This is a genomic window from Pseudoduganella sp. GW821-FHT12E03, from assembly GCF_058807115.1.
Window position 1 is genome coordinate 561,874 of record NZ_JBXAQJ010000004.1, and the last position, 21,411, is coordinate 583,284.

Below are 21,411 nucleotides of genomic sequence, written 5' to 3' on the forward strand. Positions count from 1 at the left end.
TCATGTCCGACTTCACCAGCGAATTCTGGAACCTGTACATCGTCGTCCTCACCATGCTGGGCGTGATCGGCTGCGCCGTGCTGCTGTATTCGCAGTCGGTGCACAAGATCAAGGCCGGCAAGGACAACCCGGTCGGGACCACGGGCCACGTGTGGGACGAAGACTTGATGGAATTGAACACGCCGATGCCGCGCTGGTGGATGTGGCTGTTCTACATCACCATCGTGTTCGGCCTGGCTTACCTGTTCCTGTATCCGGGCCTGGGCACCTATGCGGGCAAACTGGGCTGGCAGTCCAGCGGCCAGTACCAGGCCGAACTGGACAAAGCCACCAAGGATTACGGCCCGCTGTTCGATGGCTATCTGAAACAGGATATTGTGGCCGTGGCGGCCGATCCGCAAGCCCATGCGATGGGCGAGCGCCTGTTCCTCACGTATTGCTCGCAATGCCATGGTTCCGATGCGCGCGGCAGCAAGGGCTTCCCCAACCTGGCGGACAAGGACTGGCTGTATGGCGGCGCGCCGGACGTCATCAAGGCCACCATCCTGCATGGCCGCAACGGTGTGATGCCGCCGATGGGCGCCGCGCTGGGTTCGGACAAGGATGTGGAAAACGTGGCGCACTATGTGGCCAGCCTGTCCGGCGGTTCGGCCGATCCGATCAAGGCGGTCTTCGGCAAGAACAAGTTTGCCGCCTGCATGGCTTGCCACACGGCGGCCGGCACCGGCAACCAGGCGCTGGGCGCGCCGAACCTGGCCGACAAGGTGTGGCTGCACGGCGGCGGCCTGGAATCGATCAAGGACACCATCACCCGTGGCCGCAACAGCACCATGCCGGCGTTCGCCGATTTCCTGGGCGAAGGCAAGGTGCATGTGCTGGCGGCGTACGTGTGGAGCTTGTCGAATGCACCGGCAGCAAAACCGGCTAACCAGGCGGCAGTGGCCGTAACCCATGATGAACGCCCCGGAACGAATCATTAAGATGTATGCGCCGCGCGAGGCGATCCACCCGCGCGAAACGCAAGGCCATTACACGCGGCTGCGCTGGCTGTGTGTCTGGCTGACGCAGATCGCGTTTTATGCCGCCCCGTGGCTGCAGTGGAACGGCCGCCAGGCATTGCTGTTTGACCTGGCTGCGCGCAAGTTCTACATCTTTGGCCTGGTGCTGTGGCCGCAGGATTTTATTTACTTGGCGGTCCTGCTGATCATCTGCGCCTATAGCCTGTTTTTGGTGACGGCGGTGGCGGGCCGAGTGTGGTGCGGCTTCGCCTGTCCGCAAACGGTGTATACGGAAATCTTCCTGTGGCTGGAACGCCGCTGGGAAGGCCCGCGCAGCGCGCGCCTGCGGCTTGACAAGCAGGGCTTCACGTTCGACAAGGCCTGGCGCCGTGGTGGCAAGCATTTGTCGTGGGGCCTGGTGGGGTTGTGGACCGGCTTTACCTTTGTCGGCTACTTCACGCCGATCCGCGTGTTGAGCGGTTTGCAGTTCGGCCCGTGGGAATGGTTCTGGGTGCTGTTTTACGGCTTCGCCACCTATGGCAATGCGGGCTGGCTGCGCGAACAGGTGTGCCGCTACATGTGCCCCTATGCGCGCTTCCAGAGTTCGATGTTCGACCGTGAAACGCTGATCGTCACCTACGACGCGCAGCGCGGCGAACCGCGTGTCCCGCTGGGCAAGGACGGCGGCGCCTGCATCGATTGTTCGATGTGCGTGCAAGTGTGCCCGGCCGGCATCGATATCCGGCAGGGATTGCAGTATGAATGCATCAGTTGCGCCGTGTGCATCGACGCGTGCGATGGCGTGATGGACAAGATCGGCCGGCCCCGTGGCCTGATCCACTACGCGGCCGGCAATGGCAAGCAGGCTTCGTGGCGCCGCGTGCTGCGGCCGCGCATCCTGATTTACAGCGCGGTCCTGTGGCTGGTCATTGCCGCGTTTGGCGCGGCGTTGTGGCTGCGCACGCCGCTCAAGCTCGATGTGTTACGCGACCGTGGCGCGATGGGGCGCGAAGTGGACGATGGCGCGATTGAAAACGTGTACCGGCTGCAAATCATGAATACCACGGAACAGGCGCACCGTTACCGCATCACGGTGTCGGGTCTGGAATCGCTGGCGCCGGTGACGGACGACGTGGTGGCGGTGGGTCCGACCGAAACACTGGCGGCGCCATTGCGCCTGCGTGTCGCGGCAGGGAATGGCCAAAGAGGGTCGAACCGGATTACCGTTGCGCTGACCGCGCTCGATGACCCGGCATTGCATGTGCAGGAAGAAGCGGTCTTCATCATACCGCGCCGTTGAGAGGATATTTCATGGATACCACACCGTGGTGGCGCCAGCGCTGGCCCTGGCTGTTGATGCTGGGACCATTTATTGTGCTGCTGGCGGGTTGTTATACCGGCTGGCTGGCCTTTTCCCAGCCCGATGCGCTGGTGGTGGGCGATTACTACAAGCGCGGCAAGGCCATCAACCAGGACTTGCGGCGCGACCGCGCGGCGTCGGAGCTGGGCATCACGGCCGTGCTGCGCTATGACCCGGCACGTGGCATCCTGACCGGCAAGATCGACGGCCACGGCGCCGTGCCATCGACCGTGATGCTGCGCCTGGCGCACGCCACGCAGCCGGCCAGGGACATCGTGCTGACCGTGCATCCGGCGCCCGATGGCGTGTTTGGCGCGGCCTTGCCGATGCTCGAGCGCACCCGCTGGCAAGTGCTGGTGGAAAGCGGCAAACGCGACTGGCGGCTGGAAGGGCGCTGGCACTGGCCGGTCCAGCCAACAGTGACCCTGGTGGCGGGGAATACGTAAAACCCGTATCCGATCGGCGGCCAACGGCCGCGTGTCCCCTGTTTTCCTGTGGTCTTCCCTGGGAATGTTGTCAGGAGCCCCTATCTTTTTGCCATGGTATCCTTGCCACGGACTTGCTTCGGTAGGAAAATTCCCAGCATTCCCCCTCCAAGGACGACATGAAACCGCTCGGCATCAAAGTCAAGGTTGCACTCGCCACCAGCATCACGTCGGTCGTCGTGGTGGGCTTTGTGACTGCGATGCAGATGCGCAAGCTGGAAGAGGATTTCACCCGTGTCCTGTTTGCCCAGCAGACCGCGCTGATCAACCGCACGGCGGAAGAACTCGACGACAAATTGGGCATGCTGCTGGGCATCGTTGCGATGTCCGCCAAGGTGCAGCCGCTGGCGATCGCCCACGATCCCGCAGCACTGCGCGCGTACTATGCGGACCGCGCTGTCCTGTCGCTGTTCGACGATATCCTGGTGCTGGACCGGAAAGGCCAGGTGATTGCGGATTTGCCGGAAGTGGCGGGCCGCACCCAGGTCAATGCGGGCGACCGCGCCTTCTTCAAGCGGGTGCTGGCCACGCGCCAGCCGTTGATCGCGGAACCGGTGATTGGCCGTTCCGGCAAACAGCCGATCGTACAAATGGCCGCGCCGGTACTGGACCAGAAAGGCGAAGTGCAGGCCGTGCTGGTCGGTGTGCTGCGGCTGTACAAGGATAACGTGCTGGGCCACCTGCGCACCGCGAAAGTCGGCCGGACCGGCTATTACTTCGCGGTCACACGCTCGGAAGTGCCGCTGTACGTGTTGCACCCCGATCTCGAACGCCTGCTGAAACCGCGCCCGCCCAATGCCAATCCCGCCACCACCCGCGCCCTGGACGATGGCTTCGAAGGCACCGCCATCAGCACCAACAGCAGCGGCTTGCGCGCCTTCAACAGTTTCAAGACATTGAAATCCGTCGACTGGGTGCTGGCCGCGTCGCTGCCGGTGGAGGAAGCATTTGAACCATTCGACAGCATGTTGTCGCGGGTGGCGGCGTGGGGCGTGCTGGCGTCGCTGGCGGCCGCCGCGCTGATCGGCTGGCTGACCATGAAGCTGATGGCGCCGCTGGCGCGGCTGCATGCGGCGATCCTGCGCATGCGTTCCAGCCAGGACAGTTTTGCACCGATTCCCGTCTCGGCGCAGGATGAAATCGGCGAAGTCACATTGGCCTTCAACAGCCTGATGCGCCAGCGTGAAATGGCAGACCGCCGCCTGCTGGACATGATCGACCTGGCGCCAAACGCCATCGTGGTGACCGATGCGGAAGGGCGGATAGAAACCTTCAACCGCGAAGCGGAGCGCTGCTTCGGCTATGCGCGGGAAGACATCCTGGGGCAGCCGGTGGAAAGCCTGATTCCACCCGATCAGCGCATGGTGCACCAGCAGCTGCGCCAGGGCTTCGTGTCGACACGGCTGTCGCCGGAACCGGTGCGCATGGGCGGCGGCCGCATGCTGGAAGGCTTGCGCAAGGATGGCAGCCGCTTCCCGGTCGAGATCAACCTGTCGGCCATCCGCACCGGCGAAGGGCGGAAAGTGCTGGCGGTGATTGCCGACATTACCGAACGTGAACGCGTGCGCCAGGACAGCGAAGCCCATGCGCTGGTGCTGGAACAGTCGCGCGACCGCGCCGAAGCCGCCAACCGCGCCAAGAGTGATTTCGTGGCCAACATGAGCCATGAAATCCGCACGCCGATGAATGCGGTGCTGGGGATGGCGCATTTGCTGGGCAATACGCCGCTGACGGCGCAGCAGCGCAAGTACCTGAACATGGTGCAGGCGTCCGGCCAGACCCTGCTGGCGATCCTCAATGATGTCCTGGATTTTTCCAAGATCGAAGCGCGCCACATGGAACTGGCGCCGGTGGATTTCGATCTCGACGACACCATGAGCAGCCTGGCCACCACCATGACCATGAACGCGGGCGAGAAAGAACTGGAACTGGCGATCGCCGTGGCGCCGGATGTGCCGCGCCAGTTGCATGGCGATGCCCTGCGGCTGCAGCAGATCCTCGTCAACCTGGCCGGCAATGCGATCAAGTTCACGCAGCAGGGCGAAGTGGTGGTGCGGGTGGCACTTGATGCGCTCGAGGCGCGCGACGGCGGCCGGGCCACGCTGCGCTTCGAGGTGGCCGATACCGGCATCGGCATCAGCGCGGCGCAGCAGGCGCAATTGTTCCATGCCTTTACCCAGGGCGATGAAAGCATCACGCGCCGCTTCGGCGGCACGGGGCTGGGCCTGGCCATTACCAAGAAACTGATTGAATTGATGGGGGGAGACATCACCGTGGACAGTGCGCCGGGCAAAGGCAGCCGTTTCTGGTTCAGCTTGCCGTTCGGCGTGGTGGCCGGTGGGGCCAAATCGATCCGTCAGCCGGGACCGGGCATGCAGCGCGTGCTGGTGGCCGACGACAATGCCACCAGCCGTGGATTGATCTGCGAACTGATACGGGTATGGGGTTGGGAAACGGAAGAAGCGGTATCGTTCGATGAGGCCATGGAGCGGCTGCAGGCGCAGCCGCCTTGCCATCTGCTCCTGGCGGACTGGCACATGCCCGGCATGGATGTGCCGGATGCGCTGCGCAAGGTACGCCGCATTGCCGACCATTTACCGGTGGTGACCATGCTCAACGCCTTTGCCCGCGAGCGCATCGATGCGGCCGCCACCTCCGGCCGGCAGTCGCAGCCGGATGCGGTGCTGGTCAAACCGGTGACGTCATCCAGCCTGTACGACGCGCTGCACCAGGCGCTGCACATCAAGGCGGCCGGCGCCGATGGCGCCACCGCACCCAGCGCCATTGCAGGCCGCTTGCAGGGCGTGCATTTCCTGCTGGTGGAAGACAACTTGCTGAACCAGGCCGTGGCGCGCGGCATCCTGGAGCACGCGGGCGCCACAGTGGACACTGTGGGCGATGGCCAGCAAGCCATCGACGTGCTGCGTACCGATGCGGCGCGCTATGACATTGTGCTGATGGATATGCAAATGCCGGTGCTGGACGGCTTTTCCGCCACCGCCATGCTGCGCCGTGAATTGCATCTCACGCTGCCCGTGATTGCCATGACGGCCGGGGTGCTGGCGTCGGAACGGGACCGCTGCGTGGAAGCGGGCATCAGCGATTTCATTGCCAAGCCGGTGGTGGTGGAAGACATGCTGTCAGTGATTGCGCGCCACTTGCCGTCCGGAGCCGCTGCGCGCCTGGCGGCCGGCCCGCTCCCGAGTCCGAGCCCTATCCCGAGCCCTGTCTCGAGCCCCAACCCGATGGTGGCCGCGGACACGGCGGCTCCCGTCGTGCAGCCCGAGCCGGAACCGCTGTTCAACATGTCCGGCCTGATGAAAGTCATGGGCAAGGATCCGAAGGGACGCGCCGTGATGTTCCGTATGGTGCGGGGCGCGGTCAGTTCCGGCATGAAGCCGGCCGACGATGCCGACCTGGCGCTGCGTGAAAACCGCCCGGCCGATGCGGCGCGCATCTTGCACAGCTTGCGCGGCGCGATCGGCGTGCTGGGCGCCAAGCGGCTGATCCGCGCCACCCTGGATGCGGAACACGCCATCACGGAACAGCAAAGCGACGCCTGGCCCGCGCATTTCGCCGAAGTGCGCACGGTGCTGGCGGAGACCTTGCAGCAGGCGGAAGAGTGGCTCGAACGCGAGGAAAACGAGACCACCTGAAACCACGGGCGCCATTCATCCCATGGCGCCGGCATTTCATCACACAGCCGCTATAATGCGCGCCGCCGGCCCTTACACTGCGGGCCATTCCAGCCATTTTCGCCATACCGATGAATGTCATTTTGAAGACCGCAGTGGCCGGCGCTTTGGCCGCCTGTGGCATCGCGCACAGTGCAGAACCACCTATGCAGCGGGTGGAAATCACCGGCGCCGCCGCCCAGGCGCAGCGCCGCAATGAACCGGTGGGCCGCATCGTCGTGGGCCGCGACGAATTGCTGCAATACGGTGATGGCGCGTTGTCCGGTGCGCTGCAGCGGCTGCCCGGCGTGACCATGTCCGGCAACGAGGTGCGCATGCGCGGCCTGGGCAGCGGTTACACCCAGGTGCTGATCAACGGCGACCCGGCGCCACCGGGTTTTACCGTCGACAGTCTGGCGCCGGAACTGGTGGAGCGGATTGAAATCCAGCGCAGCGCCACGGCGGACACCAGCGCGCAAGCTGTCGCCGGCAGCATCAATATCGTGCTGCGCCGCGCCACCGCCGCGCGCAATGACGTCAAGCTGAACGTGGAATCGCGTCGCCGCCAACTGGCGCCCGGCGCCACGTTGCAGGTGGCGGGCCGGGACGGCGGCTACGCGTACACGGTGGCCGCCACGCTGGCGCGCAGCCATAACGACAACCTGTCGCACGCGCTGACCGCCGATAGCGGGCCGGCCGGCGCATCGCAGCGGCGCTTCGACGAATACTTCACGACCCGCATCGACAAGGCCGGCATCGCGCCCCGCTTCGAATGGAAAGGCGACGGCGATACGCTGGTGTGGCAAAGCCTGTTCGACGCGAGCCGCATCCGCAGCGGCGGTGTGGCCGATGAAACCACGCTGCAGGGCGATTCCACCGCCTCGCCCCATGTGCAGGTGCGCTTCGCGTCGCATACGGAAACCCTGCGCAGCGACGCCACCTGGACCCACCGCTTCGAGCACGAAGGCCGGCTGGAAGCGAAGGGGGGCATCGCGCTGAACCGGCGCCATGGCGATTACCTGTTCACCGGCGCGGACGGCGCGTATGCTCCCTGGATGCTGCGCGCCGTCTTGTCGAGCGCGAGCGACGACAGCGCGACCGCCAGCGGCAAGGCCAGCCTGCCGCTCGGTGCGGGCCACAGCGTTGGCGCCGGCTGGGATGGAGGCTGGACGCGGCGCGGCGAAACCCGTCTCCAGCATGACCGCACGCCGCAAGGCGCAACCTTGTTCCTGCTGGACCAGGCCTACACGGCGGACGTGCGCCGCCTGGCGCTGTATGCGCAAGATGAGTGGGAAGTGACGCCGCGCCTGCAAGTGTATGCGGGCCTGCGTTGGGAGGGGCTCGATACGTCGATTACCGGCCGCATGATGGCGAAGACGGGCGTGCGTTCCAGCGTGTGGAGTCCGGTCGCGCACATGTTGTGGAAAGAGGGCGAGCGCCTGCGCTTGCGGATGGCGCTGGCGCGCACCTACAAGGCGCCGCAGACGGCCGACCTGGTGCCGCGCCGCTACACCATCAACAACGATAACGGCCCCACCGCGCCGCACGTGCAGGGCAATCCGGCATTGCGGCCGGAACTGGCGTGGGGTCTCGATGGCGGCGTGGAATATTATCCCGCCGGGCAGGGCGGCGGCGTGGTGGGCGTGTCGGCCTATGCGCGCCGCGTGACGGATGTGACGGTGCGCCGGCTGTTCCGCGATGGCCGCGACTGGGTGGCCACGCTGGTCAACGATGGCCAGGCGTCCGTGGGTGGCATCGAGTTCGACATGAAACTGCCGGCGGCGGCGTGGGCCGGCATGGCGTGGACCTGGCGCGCCAATGCGGCGCGCAACTGGTCTCGGCTGGACAGTGTGCCGGGGCCGGACAACCGGCTGGCCGACCAGACGCCGCTGTCCGCCAACCTGGGGCTCGATGTGCGGCCCGGCGCCGCGTGGAGTACCGGGGCGAATTTCACGTACAAAGGCGGCGGCGCGCTGCGCCGCTCCACGGAGCTCGACGGCGTGACGGGGCCGGAGCGGGTGCTGGACTGGTACGTATTGTGGAAGCCGGCCGCCGGGCGCCAGGTGCGCATCAGCGTGGCCGATGCGCTGGCCCAGCAGCGTTACGTGATGCAGCGCTACCGGGATGAAGACAGCAGTTCGGTGCGGCGGACCTGGACGAAGGGCGCCAGGACAGTGCGGGTGGCGCTGGAATTGGCACTGTAATACTGAAGCCGCCATGCATGCGTTGCGGTGCTGCGTGCACCGGGGGGCGGCACAGGAATGGCGGCTTCCGCGCTGCGGAAACCGCCCTACGGGTTATCCGCCACGGGTCGCGATGATCAGATCGCGCGGGCGATCAGGATCTTCTGGATATCGCTGGTGCCTTCATAAATCTGGCACACGCGCACATCGCGGTAAATGCGTTCGACCGGGAAGTCGGATACATAGCCATAACCGCCGTGCACCTGGATCGCATCCGAGCACACGCGTTCCGCCATTTCAGAGGCGAACAGCTTGGCCATCGCCGCTTCCTTCAGGCACGGCAAGCCCGCATCCTTCATCGACGCCGCATGCAGGATCAACTGGCGCGCGGCTTCGATTTGCGTTGCCATGTCGGCCAGCTTGAATTGCACCGACTGGTGGTCAAAGATGGCCTGGCCAAAGCTTTCGCGCTCCTTGGCATACTTCAGCGCCGCTTCATAAGCGGAACGCGCCATGCCCACCGATTGCGAAGCGATGCCGATGCGGCCGCCCTCGAGGCCGGACAGTGCGATCTTGTAGCCTTGTCCCTCTTCGCCGATCAGGTTTTCTTTCGGGATGCGGCAATTCTCGAACAGGATTTGCGCCGTGTCCGACGAATGCTGGCCCATTTTCTGTTCCAGGTTGGCCACGATATAGCCCGGCGTATTGGTCGGCACCCAGAACGCGCTGATACCTTTCTTGCCGGCGGCTTTATCGGTCACCGCCATGACGATGGCGACATCCGCATATTTGCCGCTGGTGATGAATTGCTTGACGCCGTTCAGCACGTAGTGGTCGCCGTCCTTGGTGGCGGTGGTGCGCAGCGCGGCCGCATCGGAACCGGTGTGCGGCTCGGTCAGGCAAAACGCGCCCAGCATCTCGCCCTGTGCCAGCGGGCGCAGCCACTGCTGCTTTTGCTGATCGTTGGCATACATCATGGCGATGCTGCAGACCGGGCAATTGTTGACGGAAATGATGGTGGAAGTGCCGCCGTCACCGGCCGCGATTTCTTCCAGCACCACGGCCAGCGACACATAATCCATGCCCGCGCCGCCCAGTTCTTCCGGCACCGCGACGCCGAACGCGCCCAGCGCGGCCAGTTCTTTCAATTCTTCCTTCGGGAAGTGGTGTTCCTTGTCCCAGCGGGCCGCTTGCGGCGCCAGGCGCTCTTGCGAAAAAGTGCGCAAGGCGTCGCGGATCATTTGGTGTTGTTCGCTCAGAATCATGTTGTGTCTCTTGTTTTGGATATGTATGCGGCGCGTATATCCGTAGGGCGGCTTTTACAAAGCCGCCGATGCGCCGTCGAAATGCATGCACGGCGGGTTTATAAAACCCGCCCTACGTGGATCCTTACCAGCCGATCACCGTGCCGTCGTAATTGCGGTACGTGGCTGTGGTTGATACCGGCAAGGTCGCCAGTGTGTTGCGGATACCGGCCGCGCTGTCCTCGACGGAGATATCGGCGCCCGCGCCACCCATATCGGTGCGCACCCAGCCCGGATGCAGCGCCACGCACGTGACGCCTTGCGGACCAAAGGTCAGCGCCGTATCGATCAGCACGGAATTCAGGGCCGCCTTGCTGGCGCGGTACAGCGAACCGCTGGGGTGATTGCGTTCGCTGAGGGAACCCATGCGCGACGACAGCACGGCCAGTTTGCCGTTCTTGCTGCGCACCGCCCCCACCCAGGGCGCCATGATCGGCAACAGCCGCATCGCGGCCAGCACATTGGTGTGCATCACCTGGTCGAAATCGGTCTGCATCGGGAAGCCGTCGTGCCGGGGGCCGAATACGCCCGCGTTCAGGACCGCCACCTCCAGCTGTTCACCGTCGAGTTTCCAGCCCAGGCCTGCCACTGCTTCCACGTTGGTGACGTCCAGGCCATGGGCTTCCGCACCCATCGCGGCCAGCGCTGCCACGTCGTCCGATTTGCGCGCGGTGGCGATCACGCGCCAGCCGTCCCGCAAGTACTGGCGCACCAGTTCGTGGCCAATGCCGCGCGAGGCGCCGATGATGAGTGCGGACGGCATGGCTTACACCAGCTCGATCGCGATCGCGGTGGCTTCGCCGCCGCCGATGCACAGCGCCGCCACGCCGCGCTTGCCACCGGTGCGCTTCAGCGCGCCGATCAGGGTCACCATAATGCGGGCGCCCGAGGCGCCGATTGGGTGGCCCAGCGCGCACGCGCCGCCATGGATGTTGACCTTGTCGTGCGGGATGGCCAGGTCGCGCATGGCGGCCATCGGCACGGCGGCAAAGGCTTCGTTGATCTCGAACAGGTCGACGTCGGCGGTGCTCCAGCCAGTCTTCGCGTATACCTTCTGGATCGCGCCGATCGGAGCGGTGGTGAACCAGTTTGGTTCCTGCGCGTTGGTGGCGTGCGCCAGGATTTTCGCGATCGGGGTCAGGCCCAGTTCTTTCGCGGTCGATGCGCGCATCATCACCAGCGCGGCGGCGCCGTCGTTGATGGACGACGACGAGGCGGCGGTAATCGTGCCGTCTTTCTTGAAGGCGGGACGCAGCGACGGGATTTTTTCCGGCTTGGCTTTGGATGGGCCTTCGTCCTTGTCGATCACCACGTCGCCGGCGCGCGACGTCACGGTCACTGGCGCGATTTCCCACTTGAAGTAGCCTTCGTTGGTGGCTTCCTGGGCGCGCTTGACGGACGCGATGGCGAAGGCATCCTGGTCTTCGCGCGAGAACTCGTACTTGGCCGAGCATTCTTCCGCGAAGGTGCCCATCGAGCGGCCTTCGCCGGTCTTGTCATTGCGCGAATACGCGTCTTCCAGGCCGTCGTACATCATGTGGTCGAACATCATGCCGTGGCCGATGCGGTAGCCGCCGCGCGCTTTCGGGATGATGTACGGTGCGTTGGTCATGGATTCCATGCCGCCGGCGATGACGACTTTGGCGGAACCGGCTGCCAAGGTGTCGTAGGCGAAGATCGCGGCCTGCATCGCGGAACCGCACATTTTCGACAGGGTCACGGCGCCGGTGGTGGTCGGCAGGCCGGCTTTCAGCAGCGCCTGGCGCGCCGGGGCCTGGCCCTGGCCCGCCATCAGGCAGTTACCGAAGTACACGTGTTCGACGATGGCAGGCGCCACGCCGGCGCGCTCCACGGCGGCGGCGATGGCCACGGCGCCCAGGTCATGCGCGCTCTTGGCGGAAAAATCGCCCTGGAATGCGCCCATCGGGGTGCGGGCTGCGCCAACGATAACGATAGGATCATGCACAATCGGATCATTCATTTTCAGTAGTCTCCAGTAAGGTCGGCGCAATGTGCGCCGGTGGTGGTGTAGGTAAGCCCTGGTACGAAAAACGTACTTCTTGTGGATACGGGAAGATATCTTCCACTTCGCCCGCCAGGATGCGCTCCTTGCGGGTTTGCCAGAATTCGCGCGTCAGCAGGTCCGCATGGTGCCGCAGGAAGTATTTGCGGATCTTGGCATTGCCGAGCAAAAAACGGCCGAATTGTTCGGGGAAGACGTCATACCGGCCGACCGGGTACCATGGCTCGGCCGCCATTTCATCTTCTTCGTTGCGGGCCTGGGGAATATCGCGGAACTGGCAATCCGTGATGTACTCGATTTCATCGTAGTCGTAAAACACCACGCGCTTGTGGCGCGTCACGCCGAAGTTCTTGTACAGCATGTCGCCGGGGAAGATATTGGCCGCCACCAGGTCCTTGATGGCGTTGCCATATTCCTGTACGCCATGTTCGATGCGGGCGTCATCGCCGACCTGTTCCGCGTGCATCAGCCACATGTTCAGCGGCACCATGCGGCGCTCGATGTACAGGTGCTTGATGACGATGTTGTCGCCATCTTCTTCCAGCAGCGACGGCGCGTGGTGTTTGATTTCCGCGATGAGTTCTTCTTTCATGCGGTGGCGCGGGAAGGCCACGTTCGAATATTCCAGGGTGTCGGCCATGCGGCCCACGCGGTCATGGTGTTTGACCAGCAGGTATTTTTCCTTGATCTGCGCGCGCGTGGTTTCCTTCGGCGACGGATAGAAATCCTTGATGATCTTGAACACATACGGGAACGACGGCAGGGCAAACACCAGCATGACCAGGCCGCGGATGCCGGGCGCCACGTCGAACAGGTCCGACGAGTGCTTCAAATGCTGCAGGTAGTCGCGATAGAACAGTGTCTTGCCCTGTTTTTGCAGCCCCAGCACCGTATAGATTTCACTGCGCGGTTTGCGCGGCAGCAGGGTGCGCAGGAATTGCACGTAGGCCGACGGCACTTCCATGTCGACCTGGAAGTAGGCGCGCGTAAACGAAAACAGGATGATGATCAGTTCCTTGTCGAACAACACCGTGTCGAGGATCAGTTCACCATTGCGGTTGTGCAGGATCGGCACCACGAACGGGTATTCGCGCGCCCCGTTGATGCCTTTGCCGACGATGTAGGCGCCCTTGTTGCGGAAGAACAGGCTCGATAACACCTGGATCTGGTGGTTCGGTTCCAGCTCTTCGCCGCCAAACAGTTCGCGCAGGCGCGTTTCCACCTGGCCCACGTCGCGCTCCAGGTTGGCGAAGGCCGCATTCAGCTGGAAATCCGTGACGATGCGTTTCAGCGTAAAACGCAAGCCGTCCGCGCCGGGGTAATACATGCGGTAGGTGGGCGCGGGTTCTTCGGTATCGATGTATTCCGTCGACACCACCGGGCGCACGAAAATGAATTCGTTGTGAAAGTAGCTGCGGTGCAGGATGTTGCAGCAGACCGAATTGAAAAACGTTTCCGCCAACTCCGGCTGCTTGTGGCCGGACAGCAGGCCGATAAAGTGCAGCTTGCATTCGCGCCACACGTCATCGGTCAATTCTTGCGGGTCGTATTCATCTTCCAGCATGTGCACGCATTCCTGCACACGCTTGTCATAAAAGCCGATGCGTTCGCGCGCCGCTTCTTGCGCGACTTTCCAGCGGCCCTGCTCGAAATGGACTTTGGCTTGCTGGCTGCTCTGGCGGAACAGCCGGTAATGCTTGTCGAAACCGTCGCGGATGGTGCGCGCGATATCGAAGGCGATCTGGGAAGACAGCAGTTTCGGAAATGCAGCGGCTGGGATCATAAACAGGACTGTTAAAATCTGGGTGCCGGGTCTTCAGGCCGGGCTCCCACCTATCAGATAAGTTATGCCGGCCACCGCATTCCGGGCGCGCAGGCTTACTTGGTTTCCGCGAACAGTTCGCGGCCGATCAGCATGCGGCGGATTTCGCTGGTGCCGGCGCCAATTTCATACAGCTTGGCGTCGCGCCACAGGCGGCCGACCGGATACTCGTTGATGTAGCCGTTGCCGCCCAGGGTCTGGATCGCCTCGCCGGCCATCCACGTTGCCTTTTCAGCACTATACAGAATGGCGCCGGCGGCATCCTTGCGCAGCTGGCGCACGGCTTCCGGCGAGGTGGCGCGGTCGCAGGCCTGGCCGACAGCGTAGACGTACGCTTTGCACGCCATCATGGTCGAATACATGTCGGCCAGCTTGCCTTGCATGAGCTGGAATTCGCCGATCGGCTGGCCGAACTGCTTGCGGTCGTGGATGTATGGCACCACCGAATCCATACACGCCTGCATGATGCCCAGCGGGCCGCCGGACAGCACGGTGCGTTCGAAGTCCAGGCCGGACATCAGCACGTTGACCCCCTTGCCCAGGCCGCCCAGCACGTTTTCCGCCGGCACTTCGCAATCTTCGAACACCAGTTCGCCGGTGTGCGAGCCGCGCATGCCCAGCTTGTCGAGTTTTTGCGCGATCGAGAAGCCTTTGAAGCCTTTTTCAATCAGGAACGCGGTCATGCCGCGCGGACCGGCTTCCAGGTCGTTTTTCGCGTACACCACCAGAGTGTCGGCGTCAGGACCGTTGGTGATCCACATCTTGGTGCCGTTCAGCACCCAGCGGTCGCCTTTCCAGTCGGCGCGCAGCTTCATGCTGACCACGTCGGAGCCGGCGTTCGGTTCGGACATGGCCAGGGCGCCCACGTGCTCACCCGAAATCAGTTTCGGCAGGTATTTTTTCTTTTGTTCTTCGGTGCCGTTGCGCTTGATCTGGTTGACGCACAGGTTCGAGTGCGCGCCATACGACAAGCCAACCGAGGCGGAGGCGCGGGAAATCTCTTCCATCGCGATGATATGCGCCAGGTAGCCCATGTTGGCGCCACCGTATTCTTCCGGCACGGTAATGCCGAGCAGGCCCAACTCGCCCATCTTGCGCCACAGGTCCATCGGGAACTGGTCGGTACGGTCGATTTCCGCGGCGCGTGGGGCGATTTCCGCAGCGGCAAACTGTTGTACGGCTTCGCGCAGGGCAGCGATGTCTTCGCCGTGGTCAAAGGTCAGGCCTGGAAGGTGGAGCATGTCGTCCTCGTTTTATAAGGGGAGTAATGAAGCAATCATCATACGCTGAACTTACGTTAACGTAAACGTCAAGTAACGCCCCATATCCGGCTCAGGTGGACACTGCGGGTTTTTCATTCAACCCCGCCAGCAAGCGCTTGCACTCATCTTCGTGCGCGGTGATTTCCGCCAGGGTCATTTCAATATCTTCGCGTTGTTGTTCCAGGGTTTCGCGGTGCTGGTTCAGCACGCCGAGGAAACGGTTCATCTGGGCGGACGTGTCCTTGGGCGATTCATACATGTCGACCAGGCTTTTGATTTCCGACAGCGACAAGCCCAGGCGCTTGCCGCGCAGGGTCAGCTTCAGGCGGGTGCGGTCGCGCGGCGTATACACGCGGTTGCGGCCCCCCGCGCCTTCACGCGACGGGCTAAGCAAGCCCTGGTCTTCATAAAAGCGGATGGCGCGCGCCGTGACGTCAAATTCACGGGAGAGTTCGGTAATGGTATAAGTCGGCATGTCAGTGGCAGTTTCAGGTGGAAAGACGCGGATGAACGGGCCATAATGACAAGCTTGCGCTTTCCTATCTTCCGTTTACGTAACGTCAAGCACATTGTAGCGCGCTTGTCTCGAATGTGAGTAACATGAACCCTCTCGAATCCCAACTGCACTATCCGTTTGGCGACACCATCCCTGCCATTGGCGAGGTGCACCCGCTGGCGCCCGGCCTGGCCTGGCTGCGCATGCCGCTGCCATTTGCATTGGACCACATCAACCTGTGGCTGTTGGAAGACAACTTTGGCGAGCGGAAGGAAGCGGGCTGGACTGTGGTGGATTGCGGCGCCGCGACCGACGCCACCAGGGCCGGGTGGGAAACCGTGTTCGCGCAAGGCTTGCAGGGCAAGCCGCTGCAGCGCGTGCTGGTGACGCATTGCCATCCCGACCACGTGGGCTTGTCCGACTGGCTGTGCCGCCGCTGGCAGGCGCCGCTGTGGATGTCGGCCGCGGACTTCGGCTTTGCCCGCATGATGGCGGCCGCGCTGCCGGGCGTGGATGGGACGTCGGCCTTGCCGCATTTCGAGCGCCATGGCTTGAATGACCCGGACATGCTGGAAAAGATGGGCAGCCGCCGCAACTATTATCCGTCGCTGGTGCCGGCGGTGCCGGCGGCGTATACCCGCATGCGGCATGGCGATACGATCACCATCGGCCGCCATGACTGGCGCGTGATTACCGGCTTTGGCCATGCGCCCGAGCACGTGTCGTTGTATTGCGCCAGCCTGAACACACTGATTTCCGGCGACATGGTATTGCCGCGTATTTCCACCAACGTGTCGGTGTTTGCGGTGGAACCGGAAGCCAATCCGCTGGCGTTATACCTGGAATCATTGGGCCAATATGCGGACTTGCCGGAAGACGTGCTGGTCTTGCCCTCGCATGGCAAACCGTTCCGTGGCCTGCACACCCGTATCGGCCAGTTGCGCGACCATCACGATGCCCGCCTGGCGGAAGTGGTGGAGGCCTGTACCGGCCAATGGCGCACGGCGGCCGAGATTGTGCCGCTGATGTTCCGCCGTCCGCTCGATGCGCACCAACTGAGTTTTGCGCTGGGCGAAGCGCTGGCCCACCTGCATAAACTGTGGCGGGAAGGTATCGTGCGACGAGCGACCTCTGGTGACGGCATCATACGTTTCATGGTATCCCCATAAGTGTCACATTTATGTGACAATTGGATAGAATGTGGCGAAAATGTGCCGAATGAACGAACGTTCAATCCACCATTGCCGTCACTGAATACAATTTTCCATATTATTCCCAACTTGATACAAAGTTTGGAAAGTGCCGGATTCTGTGTCTGGACAGGCATGCGAGAAATGTCGCATTTTAAATTCTCGATTGTCACAAGCGCCGAGAGACTGACATTCATGCGGCAACGTGAAATAGTGCAACTATGAATTCATCCAACGAACGCGAAAGCTTTAGCCAGCGACTTCAGCAGGCTCTTAAAAACGCACATTATTCACCCGACAGCCCCACCCGCCTGGCCAGGGAATTTAATATCCGGTTTGACGGCAGGCCTATTACCGTCCATGCCGCCCGCAAATGGCTGGTGGGCGAAGCTATTCCCACGCAGGAAAAATTGCGCATGATCGCGCAATGGCTGGGCGTGCCCGCTGACTGGCTGCGTTTTGGCGGTCCGGAATCGGAAGCCCCGGCGAGTGAAAATGGCGCCAACCTGTCCCGCTTTGAGTCGGCCGATGTGAAACTCATCGCCGATTTACAGCGTCTGGACGAACACCACCGGCAGATTGCCCGCGAATTTATCCGCATGCTGGTGCGGGTCAATTATCAGAAGTAACCCCCATTCCGGCGGTGGAGCAATCCGCCGCCGCGTCACACGCCGCATCCGACTTTTCCCGCCTTACCCCGCCCTGTAATAAATCGTCATCAATTCGACATGAAAATCAGGCACAATAGCCGTGCACGTGGTTTTCAAGGAGTCTGCATTGAGCCGTCTGATTCGAAACAATTACAGCAATTCCGCGCAATTGAAAGACTTGATGACCGCGCCGCCGATGTCCGCGGCGCGCCATGCCGAAGTGCTGCGCAAAAGGATCGCGCAGCGCCGGATGCTGGAAGAAATGCGTGAATTGAAACGGGCCGATACCCGGTTTGGTAAATAGCCGGCCTGCTGCCGGTCAGTGACCCGCCAGGCCTGGCGCGCGAGGGAAAAACGCAGCAAGCGTTTGACGCGGGCTTTGACGCCCCATCGCTCCAGTACAGGCCCCAGCCATGCCGCAACGCGGTCGATGGCGCCGCCGTAGCAGGGCGGCAGTGCGCCTGCCAGGGTCAGCTCATGCCATCCCAGCGCGGCGCCAGCGCGTGTTCGATGGCCAGCAAGTCCAGTACGCGCGCCACCGTATGGTCGACCATCTCGGCAATCGATTGAGGCTGGTGATAAAAGCTGGGCAGGGGCGGGAAGATGATGCCGCCCATTTCCGTGACTGCGGTCATATTGCGCAAGTGCGCCAGGTTGAACGGTGTTTCGCGCACCATCAGCACCAGGCGGCGGCGCTCTTTGAGCATGACGTCCGCGGCGCGGGCAATCAGGTTGTCGGACAAACCGTGCGCCACGGCCGCCAGGGTTTTCATCGAACAGGGCGCAATCACCATCCCGTCACACAGGAATGAGCCGCTGGCAATGGCCGCGCCGATATTGCTTTGCTTGTGCACCACGTCGGCCAGCGCTTCCACTTGCTTGCGCTGCAGGCCGGTTTCCTGGTGCAGGGTCAGCACGGCCGCATCGGAAATCACCAGGTGGGTTTCCACCGGTGTTTCCTGGGGCAGCGCCTTCAGCACTTGCAGCAGCCGCACGCCATACACGGCGCCAGTGGCGCCCGTGATGGCGATAACCAGCCGCCGGGGATGATTGGCAGGCTGAGCCCGCCAATCATCCCCGGCGGGGGCCCCAAACGAGCGTCCCTCCGGCCGGAGGGACTTGTGATCAGCCATTGTTGTCGATAAGGGCCTTCAGTTCACCGGATTCAAACATTTCCGACATGATGTCCGAGCCGCCGACGAATTCGCCGCGCACGTACAGTTGTGGAATGGTTGGCCAGTTCGAGTATTCCTTGATGCCCTGGCGGACTTCCGGATCGTCCAGCACATTGACGGTGGCGATGTTTTCCACGCCGCACGCTTTCAGGATCTGGATGGCGCGGCCGGAAAAGCCGCATTGCGGGAACTGGGCGGTGCCCTTCATGAACAGGACCACTGGGGTGTTGGTCACGGTTTCTTTGATCCAGGTTTGTACGTCGCTCATAACTGCCTCGGGGGGAAAAAGATGAAGATGCCGATATTCTATGCGAAATCATGGTGCGGAGTCTCGTAGGGCGGCTTTTACAAAGCCGCCGCAGCGCCGTCGAGACGCATGCAGGCGGGTTGGCTGGGCGCCCCCCTTGAACCCGCCCTACGGGTCAGCCGCGCAGTTTTGCGAACGCTGCCGCCATGGAACCTTGTGCAACCGGTTCGCGCTGCTGGGATTTTTGCTGTTGACCCATGGCGCGGCGGTCATTGCGGTCGCTACGCTGTTCCGGACGGGAACCCGCTTGCGGCGCGCTGTCCGACAGGCGCATGGTCAATGCAATGCGCTTGCGCTTGGCATCGACTTCCAGCACTTTGACTTTCACCACCTGGCCGGCCTTGACCACCGTGTGCGGGTCCTTGACGAAGGTGTTCGACAAGGCGGAGATATGCACCAGGCCATCCTGGTGCACGCCGATATCGACAAACGCGCCAAACGCGGCCACGTTGGTCACCACGCCTTCCAGGATCATGTCCGGACGCAAGTCGCTGATTTCTTCCACGCCTTCCTTGAAGGTGGCGGTGGTGAATTCAGGACGCGGGTCGCGGCCCGGCTTTTCCAGCTCTTTCAAGATGTCGGTGACGGTCGGCACGCCGAACTTGTCGTCCGCATACTTGGCCGGGCTCAGCGATTTGATCAGGCTGGCTTCGCCAATGACGCCTTTGATGTCTTTTTTGATATCGGCCAGGATTTTTTCCACGAGCGGATACGATTCCGGGTGCACCGCCGACGCGTCCAGCGGATTCTCGCCGCCCAGGATGCGCAGGAAGCCGGCCGCCTGTTCAAAGGTTTTATCGCCCAGGCGCGGCACTTTCTTCAAGCCCGAACGCGACGTGAACGCGCCGTTCGCATCGCGGAAATTGACGATGCCCTGCGCCACGCTGGCCGACAGGCCGGACACGCGCGCCAGCAGCGGCGCCGACGCGGTATTGACGTCCACCCCCACCGCATTCACGCAATCCTCGACCACGGCATCGAGGGTGCGCGCCAGCTGGGTCTGCGACACGTCGTGCTGGTATTGGCCGACGCCGATGGATTTCGGGTCGATTTTCACCAGTTCCGCCAGCGGGTCTTGCAAACGGCGGGCGATCGAGACCGCGCCGCGCAGCGAGACATCGAGTTCCGGCAACTCGCGCGACGCGAATTCCGAGGCGGAATATACCGAAGCGCCGGCTTCCGACACGACGATCTTGGTGAGTTTTTGTTCCGGATACAGTTTAATGAGTTCCTGCGCCAGTTTATCGGTCTCGCGCGACGCCGTGCCGTTGCCGATGGAAATCAGGGACACATTGTGCTTGGCCGCCAGGCGGCCCAGGGTTTGCAGCGACCCGGACCAGTCGTTTCGTGGCTGGTGTGGGTAAATCGTGGCGGTATCGACGACTTTGCCGGTCGAATCGACCACGGCAACTTTTACGCCGGTGCGCAAGCCCGGGTCCAGGCCCATGGTGGCGCGCTGGCCTGCCGGCGCCGCCAGCAGCAGCGCTTTCAGGTTGGTCGCGAACACATTGATGGCGTCGGTTTCGGCTTTTTCACGCAGCGCGCCCATCAATTCGGTTTCCAGGTGCATGAAGCTTTTCACGCGCCAGGTCCAGCGCGCCGTGTCGGCCAGCCATTTGTCGGCGGGACGGCCCGCCTGCTTGATGCCGAAACGGGCGGCAATGCGGCTTTCGCACGGGTTCAGCGGCGCATCCCACTTTGGTTTTTCCGCTTCGGTATCGAGGCGCAAGGTCACGTCCAGCATGCCTTCGCGCCGTCCCCGCAGCAGGGCCAGGGCGCGGTGCGACGGCACGGTGGCCAGGGTTTCCGAGTAATCAAAGTAATCGGCGAATTTTTCGCCTTCTTCCTGCTTGCCTTCCACCACCTTGGATTCAACGATGCCATGGTCCTGTACATATTCGCGCAGCGATTGCAGCAGGGTGGCGTCTTCGGCAAAGCGTTCCATCAAGATCTGGCGCGCGCCATCGAGCGCCGCCTTGGTATCGGGCACGCCGGGGTTGGCCACGCCATCCGCATTGGTAAAGGCGTCGCGCAAATAATCATTGGCTTGAGTGTCCGGATTCAGGCTTGGCTCGGCCAGCAGCGCATCGGCCAATGGCATCAGGCCCGCTTCAATCGCGATTTGCGCCTTGGTGCGGCGTTTTTGCTTATAAGGGAGATACAAGTCTTCCAGGCGGGTTTTATCTTCCGCATGCAGGACGGCGTCCAGCAATTCCGGCGTCATCTTGTTTTGCTCGGTAATCGACGCCACGATGGCGGCCCGGCGCTCTTCCAGCTCGCGCAAATAGCGCAAGCGCTCTTCCAGCAGGCGCAATTGGATATCATCCAGGCCGCCGGTGGCTTCCTTGCGGTAACGGGCGATAAAGGGCACGGTGGCGCCTTCATCGAGCAGGGCGACGGCGGCGGCGACCTGGGCCGGCTTGGCGGCTAATTCGTTGGCAAGGCGTTGTTCGATGGTGGGCAGCATGGCGTAATTCCTCAA

At 62.8% G+C, this 21,411-nt stretch carries 17 protein-coding genes; 8 read left to right on the forward strand and 9 right to left on the reverse strand.

What is annotated here, in order from left to right; translation table 11 throughout:
• The first annotated feature begins 2 nt into the window (after positions 1-2).
• The 5 genes from ccoP (at position 3) to AC1RRC_RS13415 (ending at position 8,721) form a co-directional block, all read left to right on the forward strand.
• Complete coding sequence (ccoP, locus tag AC1RRC_RS13395; RefSeq protein WP_493055964.1) at positions 3-980, forward strand: cytochrome-c oxidase, cbb3-type subunit III; 978 nt, start codon at positions 3-5, stop codon at positions 978-980.
• Complete coding sequence (gene ccoG / locus AC1RRC_RS13400) at positions 955-2,298, forward strand: cytochrome c oxidase accessory protein CcoG (protein WP_493056002.1); 1,344 nt, start codon at positions 955-957, stop codon at positions 2,296-2,298. The genes ccoP and ccoG overlap by 26 nt, the downstream gene beginning before the upstream one ends.
• Before the next feature lie 11 nt (positions 2,299-2,309).
• Positions 2,310-2,804, forward strand: a complete 495-nt coding sequence (locus AC1RRC_RS13405) for a FixH family protein (RefSeq protein ID WP_493055965.1) — start codon at positions 2,310-2,312, stop codon at positions 2,802-2,804.
• A gap of 158 nt (positions 2,805-2,962) precedes the next feature.
• Positions 2,963-6,499 (forward strand): response regulator, encoded by a 3,537-nt coding sequence (locus AC1RRC_RS13410; protein ID WP_493055966.1) that lies wholly within the window; start codon positions 2,963-2,965, stop codon positions 6,497-6,499.
• 185 nt (positions 6,500-6,684) lie between these two features.
• Complete coding sequence (locus AC1RRC_RS13415; protein WP_493055967.1) at positions 6,685-8,721, forward strand: TonB-dependent receptor plug domain-containing protein; 2,037 nt, start codon at positions 6,685-6,687, stop codon at positions 8,719-8,721.
• Positions 8,722-8,837: 116 nt separating this feature from the next.
• Here the strand turns inward: AC1RRC_RS13415 and AC1RRC_RS13420 are convergent, their stop codons facing one another.
• From AC1RRC_RS13420 to AC1RRC_RS13445, 6 genes are all read right to left on the reverse strand, one after another.
• Positions 8,838-9,965 (reverse strand): acyl-CoA dehydrogenase family protein, encoded by a 1,128-nt coding sequence (locus tag AC1RRC_RS13420; RefSeq protein WP_493055968.1) that lies wholly within the window; start codon positions 9,963-9,965, stop codon positions 8,838-8,840.
• Between the two features lie 124 nt (positions 9,966-10,089).
• Complete coding sequence (locus AC1RRC_RS13425; RefSeq protein WP_493055969.1) at positions 10,090-10,767, reverse strand: SDR family oxidoreductase; 678 nt, start codon at positions 10,765-10,767, stop codon at positions 10,090-10,092.
• A 3-nt stretch (positions 10,768-10,770) separates the two neighbouring features.
• Entirely contained in the window at positions 10,771-11,985 is a 1,215-nt protein-coding gene (locus tag AC1RRC_RS13430; protein WP_493055970.1) for an acetyl-CoA C-acyltransferase, read from the reverse strand.
• Positions 11,978-13,810: a bifunctional isocitrate dehydrogenase kinase/phosphatase gene (gene aceK, locus AC1RRC_RS13435; RefSeq protein ID WP_493055971.1), complete on the reverse strand. Its 1,833-nt coding sequence runs from the start codon at positions 13,808-13,810 to the stop codon at positions 11,978-11,980. Before aceK ends, AC1RRC_RS13430 begins: the two co-directional genes overlap by 8 nt.
• 95 nt (positions 13,811-13,905) lie before the next feature.
• Positions 13,906-15,090 carry an isovaleryl-CoA dehydrogenase gene (locus AC1RRC_RS13440; RefSeq protein WP_493055972.1) on the reverse strand — a complete coding sequence of 395 codons (1,185 nt, stop codon included), beginning with the start codon at positions 15,088-15,090 and terminating at the stop codon, positions 13,906-13,908.
• Positions 15,091-15,181: 91 nt separating this feature from the next.
• The gene (locus AC1RRC_RS13445) at positions 15,182-15,586 is read right to left on the reverse strand and encodes a MerR family transcriptional regulator (RefSeq protein WP_493055973.1); all 405 of its coding nucleotides are present in this window, start codon (positions 15,584-15,586) and stop codon (positions 15,182-15,184) included.
• A gap of 125 nt (positions 15,587-15,711) precedes the next feature.
• Between AC1RRC_RS13445 and AC1RRC_RS13450 the strand changes: the two genes are divergently transcribed.
• From AC1RRC_RS13450 to AC1RRC_RS13460, 3 genes are all read left to right on the forward strand, one after another.
• Positions 15,712-16,776, forward strand: coding sequence for an MBL fold metallo-hydrolase (locus AC1RRC_RS13450; RefSeq protein WP_493055974.1), 1,065 nt, complete (start codon positions 15,712-15,714; stop codon positions 16,774-16,776).
• 242 nt (positions 16,777-17,018) lie between these two features.
• Positions 17,019-17,426 carry a hypothetical protein gene (locus AC1RRC_RS13455; RefSeq protein ID WP_493055975.1) on the forward strand — a complete coding sequence of 136 codons (408 nt, stop codon included), beginning with the start codon at positions 17,019-17,021 and terminating at the stop codon, positions 17,424-17,426.
• Between the two features lie 148 nt (positions 17,427-17,574).
• Positions 17,575-17,751, forward strand: a complete 177-nt coding sequence (locus tag AC1RRC_RS13460; RefSeq protein WP_493056003.1) for a hypothetical protein — start codon at positions 17,575-17,577, stop codon at positions 17,749-17,751.
• 166 nt (positions 17,752-17,917) lie between these two features.
• Here AC1RRC_RS13460 and AC1RRC_RS13465 read toward each other — a convergent pair whose 3' ends face one another.
• The 3 genes from AC1RRC_RS13465 to AC1RRC_RS13475 form a co-directional block, all read right to left on the reverse strand.
• On the reverse strand, positions 17,918-18,580 hold the full coding sequence (locus AC1RRC_RS13465) for a UbiX family flavin prenyltransferase (RefSeq protein WP_493055976.1): 663 nt from the start codon (positions 18,578-18,580) through the stop codon (positions 17,918-17,920).
• Positions 18,573-18,890 carry a Grx4 family monothiol glutaredoxin gene (grxD, locus tag AC1RRC_RS13470; RefSeq protein WP_493055977.1) on the reverse strand — a complete coding sequence of 106 codons (318 nt, stop codon included), beginning with the start codon at positions 18,888-18,890 and terminating at the stop codon, positions 18,573-18,575. The genes AC1RRC_RS13465 and grxD overlap by 8 nt, the downstream gene beginning before the upstream one ends.
• A gap of 154 nt (positions 18,891-19,044) precedes the next feature.
• Positions 19,045-21,396, reverse strand: coding sequence for a Tex family protein (locus tag AC1RRC_RS13475; protein ID WP_493055978.1), 2,352 nt, complete (start codon positions 21,394-21,396; stop codon positions 19,045-19,047).
• Between the last annotated feature and the right edge of the window lie 15 nt (positions 21,397-21,411).

What these genes read in the sequence shown, in the direction of transcription:
- AC1RRC_RS13430 (WP_493055970.1), bottom strand. Translation starts at nt 11,985, where the DNA reads ATGAATGATCCGATTGTGCATGATCCTATCGTTATCGTTGGCGCAGCC.
- AC1RRC_RS13445 (WP_493055973.1), bottom strand. Translation starts at nt 15,586, where the DNA reads ATGCCGACTTATACCATTACCGAACTCTCCCGTGAATTTGACGTCACG.
- AC1RRC_RS13410 (WP_493055966.1), top strand. Translation starts at nt 2,963, where the DNA reads ATGAAACCGCTCGGCATCAAAGTCAAGGTTGCACTCGCCACCAGCATC.
- aceK (WP_493055971.1), bottom strand. Translation starts at nt 13,810, where the DNA reads ATGATCCCAGCCGCTGCATTTCCGAAACTGCTGTCTTCCCAGATCGCC.
- grxD (WP_493055977.1), bottom strand. Translation starts at nt 18,890, where the DNA reads ATGAGCGACGTACAAACCTGGATCAAAGAAACCGTGACCAACACCCCA.
- AC1RRC_RS13455 (WP_493055975.1), top strand. Translation starts at nt 17,019, where the DNA reads ATGAATTCATCCAACGAACGCGAAAGCTTTAGCCAGCGACTTCAGCAG.
- AC1RRC_RS13475 (WP_493055978.1), bottom strand. Translation starts at nt 21,396, where the DNA reads ATGCTGCCCACCATCGAACAACGCCTTGCCAACGAATTAGCCGCCAAG.
- AC1RRC_RS13465 (WP_493055976.1), bottom strand. Translation starts at nt 18,580, where the DNA reads ATGGCTGATCACAAGTCCCTCCGGCCGGAGGGACGCTCGTTTGGGGCC.
- ccoP (WP_493055964.1), top strand. Translation starts at nt 3, where the DNA reads ATGTCCGACTTCACCAGCGAATTCTGGAACCTGTACATCGTCGTCCTC.
- AC1RRC_RS13425 (WP_493055969.1), bottom strand. Translation starts at nt 10,767, where the DNA reads ATGCCGTCCGCACTCATCATCGGCGCCTCGCGCGGCATTGGCCACGAA.
- AC1RRC_RS13440 (WP_493055972.1), bottom strand. Translation starts at nt 15,090, where the DNA reads ATGCTCCACCTTCCAGGCCTGACCTTTGACCACGGCGAAGACATCGCT.
- AC1RRC_RS13450 (WP_493055974.1), top strand. Translation starts at nt 15,712, where the DNA reads ATGAACCCTCTCGAATCCCAACTGCACTATCCGTTTGGCGACACCATC.
- AC1RRC_RS13405 (WP_493055965.1), top strand. Translation starts at nt 2,310, where the DNA reads ATGGATACCACACCGTGGTGGCGCCAGCGCTGGCCCTGGCTGTTGATG.
- AC1RRC_RS13420 (WP_493055968.1), bottom strand. Translation starts at nt 9,965, where the DNA reads ATGATTCTGAGCGAACAACACCAAATGATCCGCGACGCCTTGCGCACT.
- ccoG (WP_493056002.1), top strand. Translation starts at nt 955, where the DNA reads ATGAACGCCCCGGAACGAATCATTAAGATGTATGCGCCGCGCGAGGCG.
- AC1RRC_RS13415 (WP_493055967.1), top strand. Translation starts at nt 6,685, where the DNA reads ATGCAGCGGGTGGAAATCACCGGCGCCGCCGCCCAGGCGCAGCGCCGC.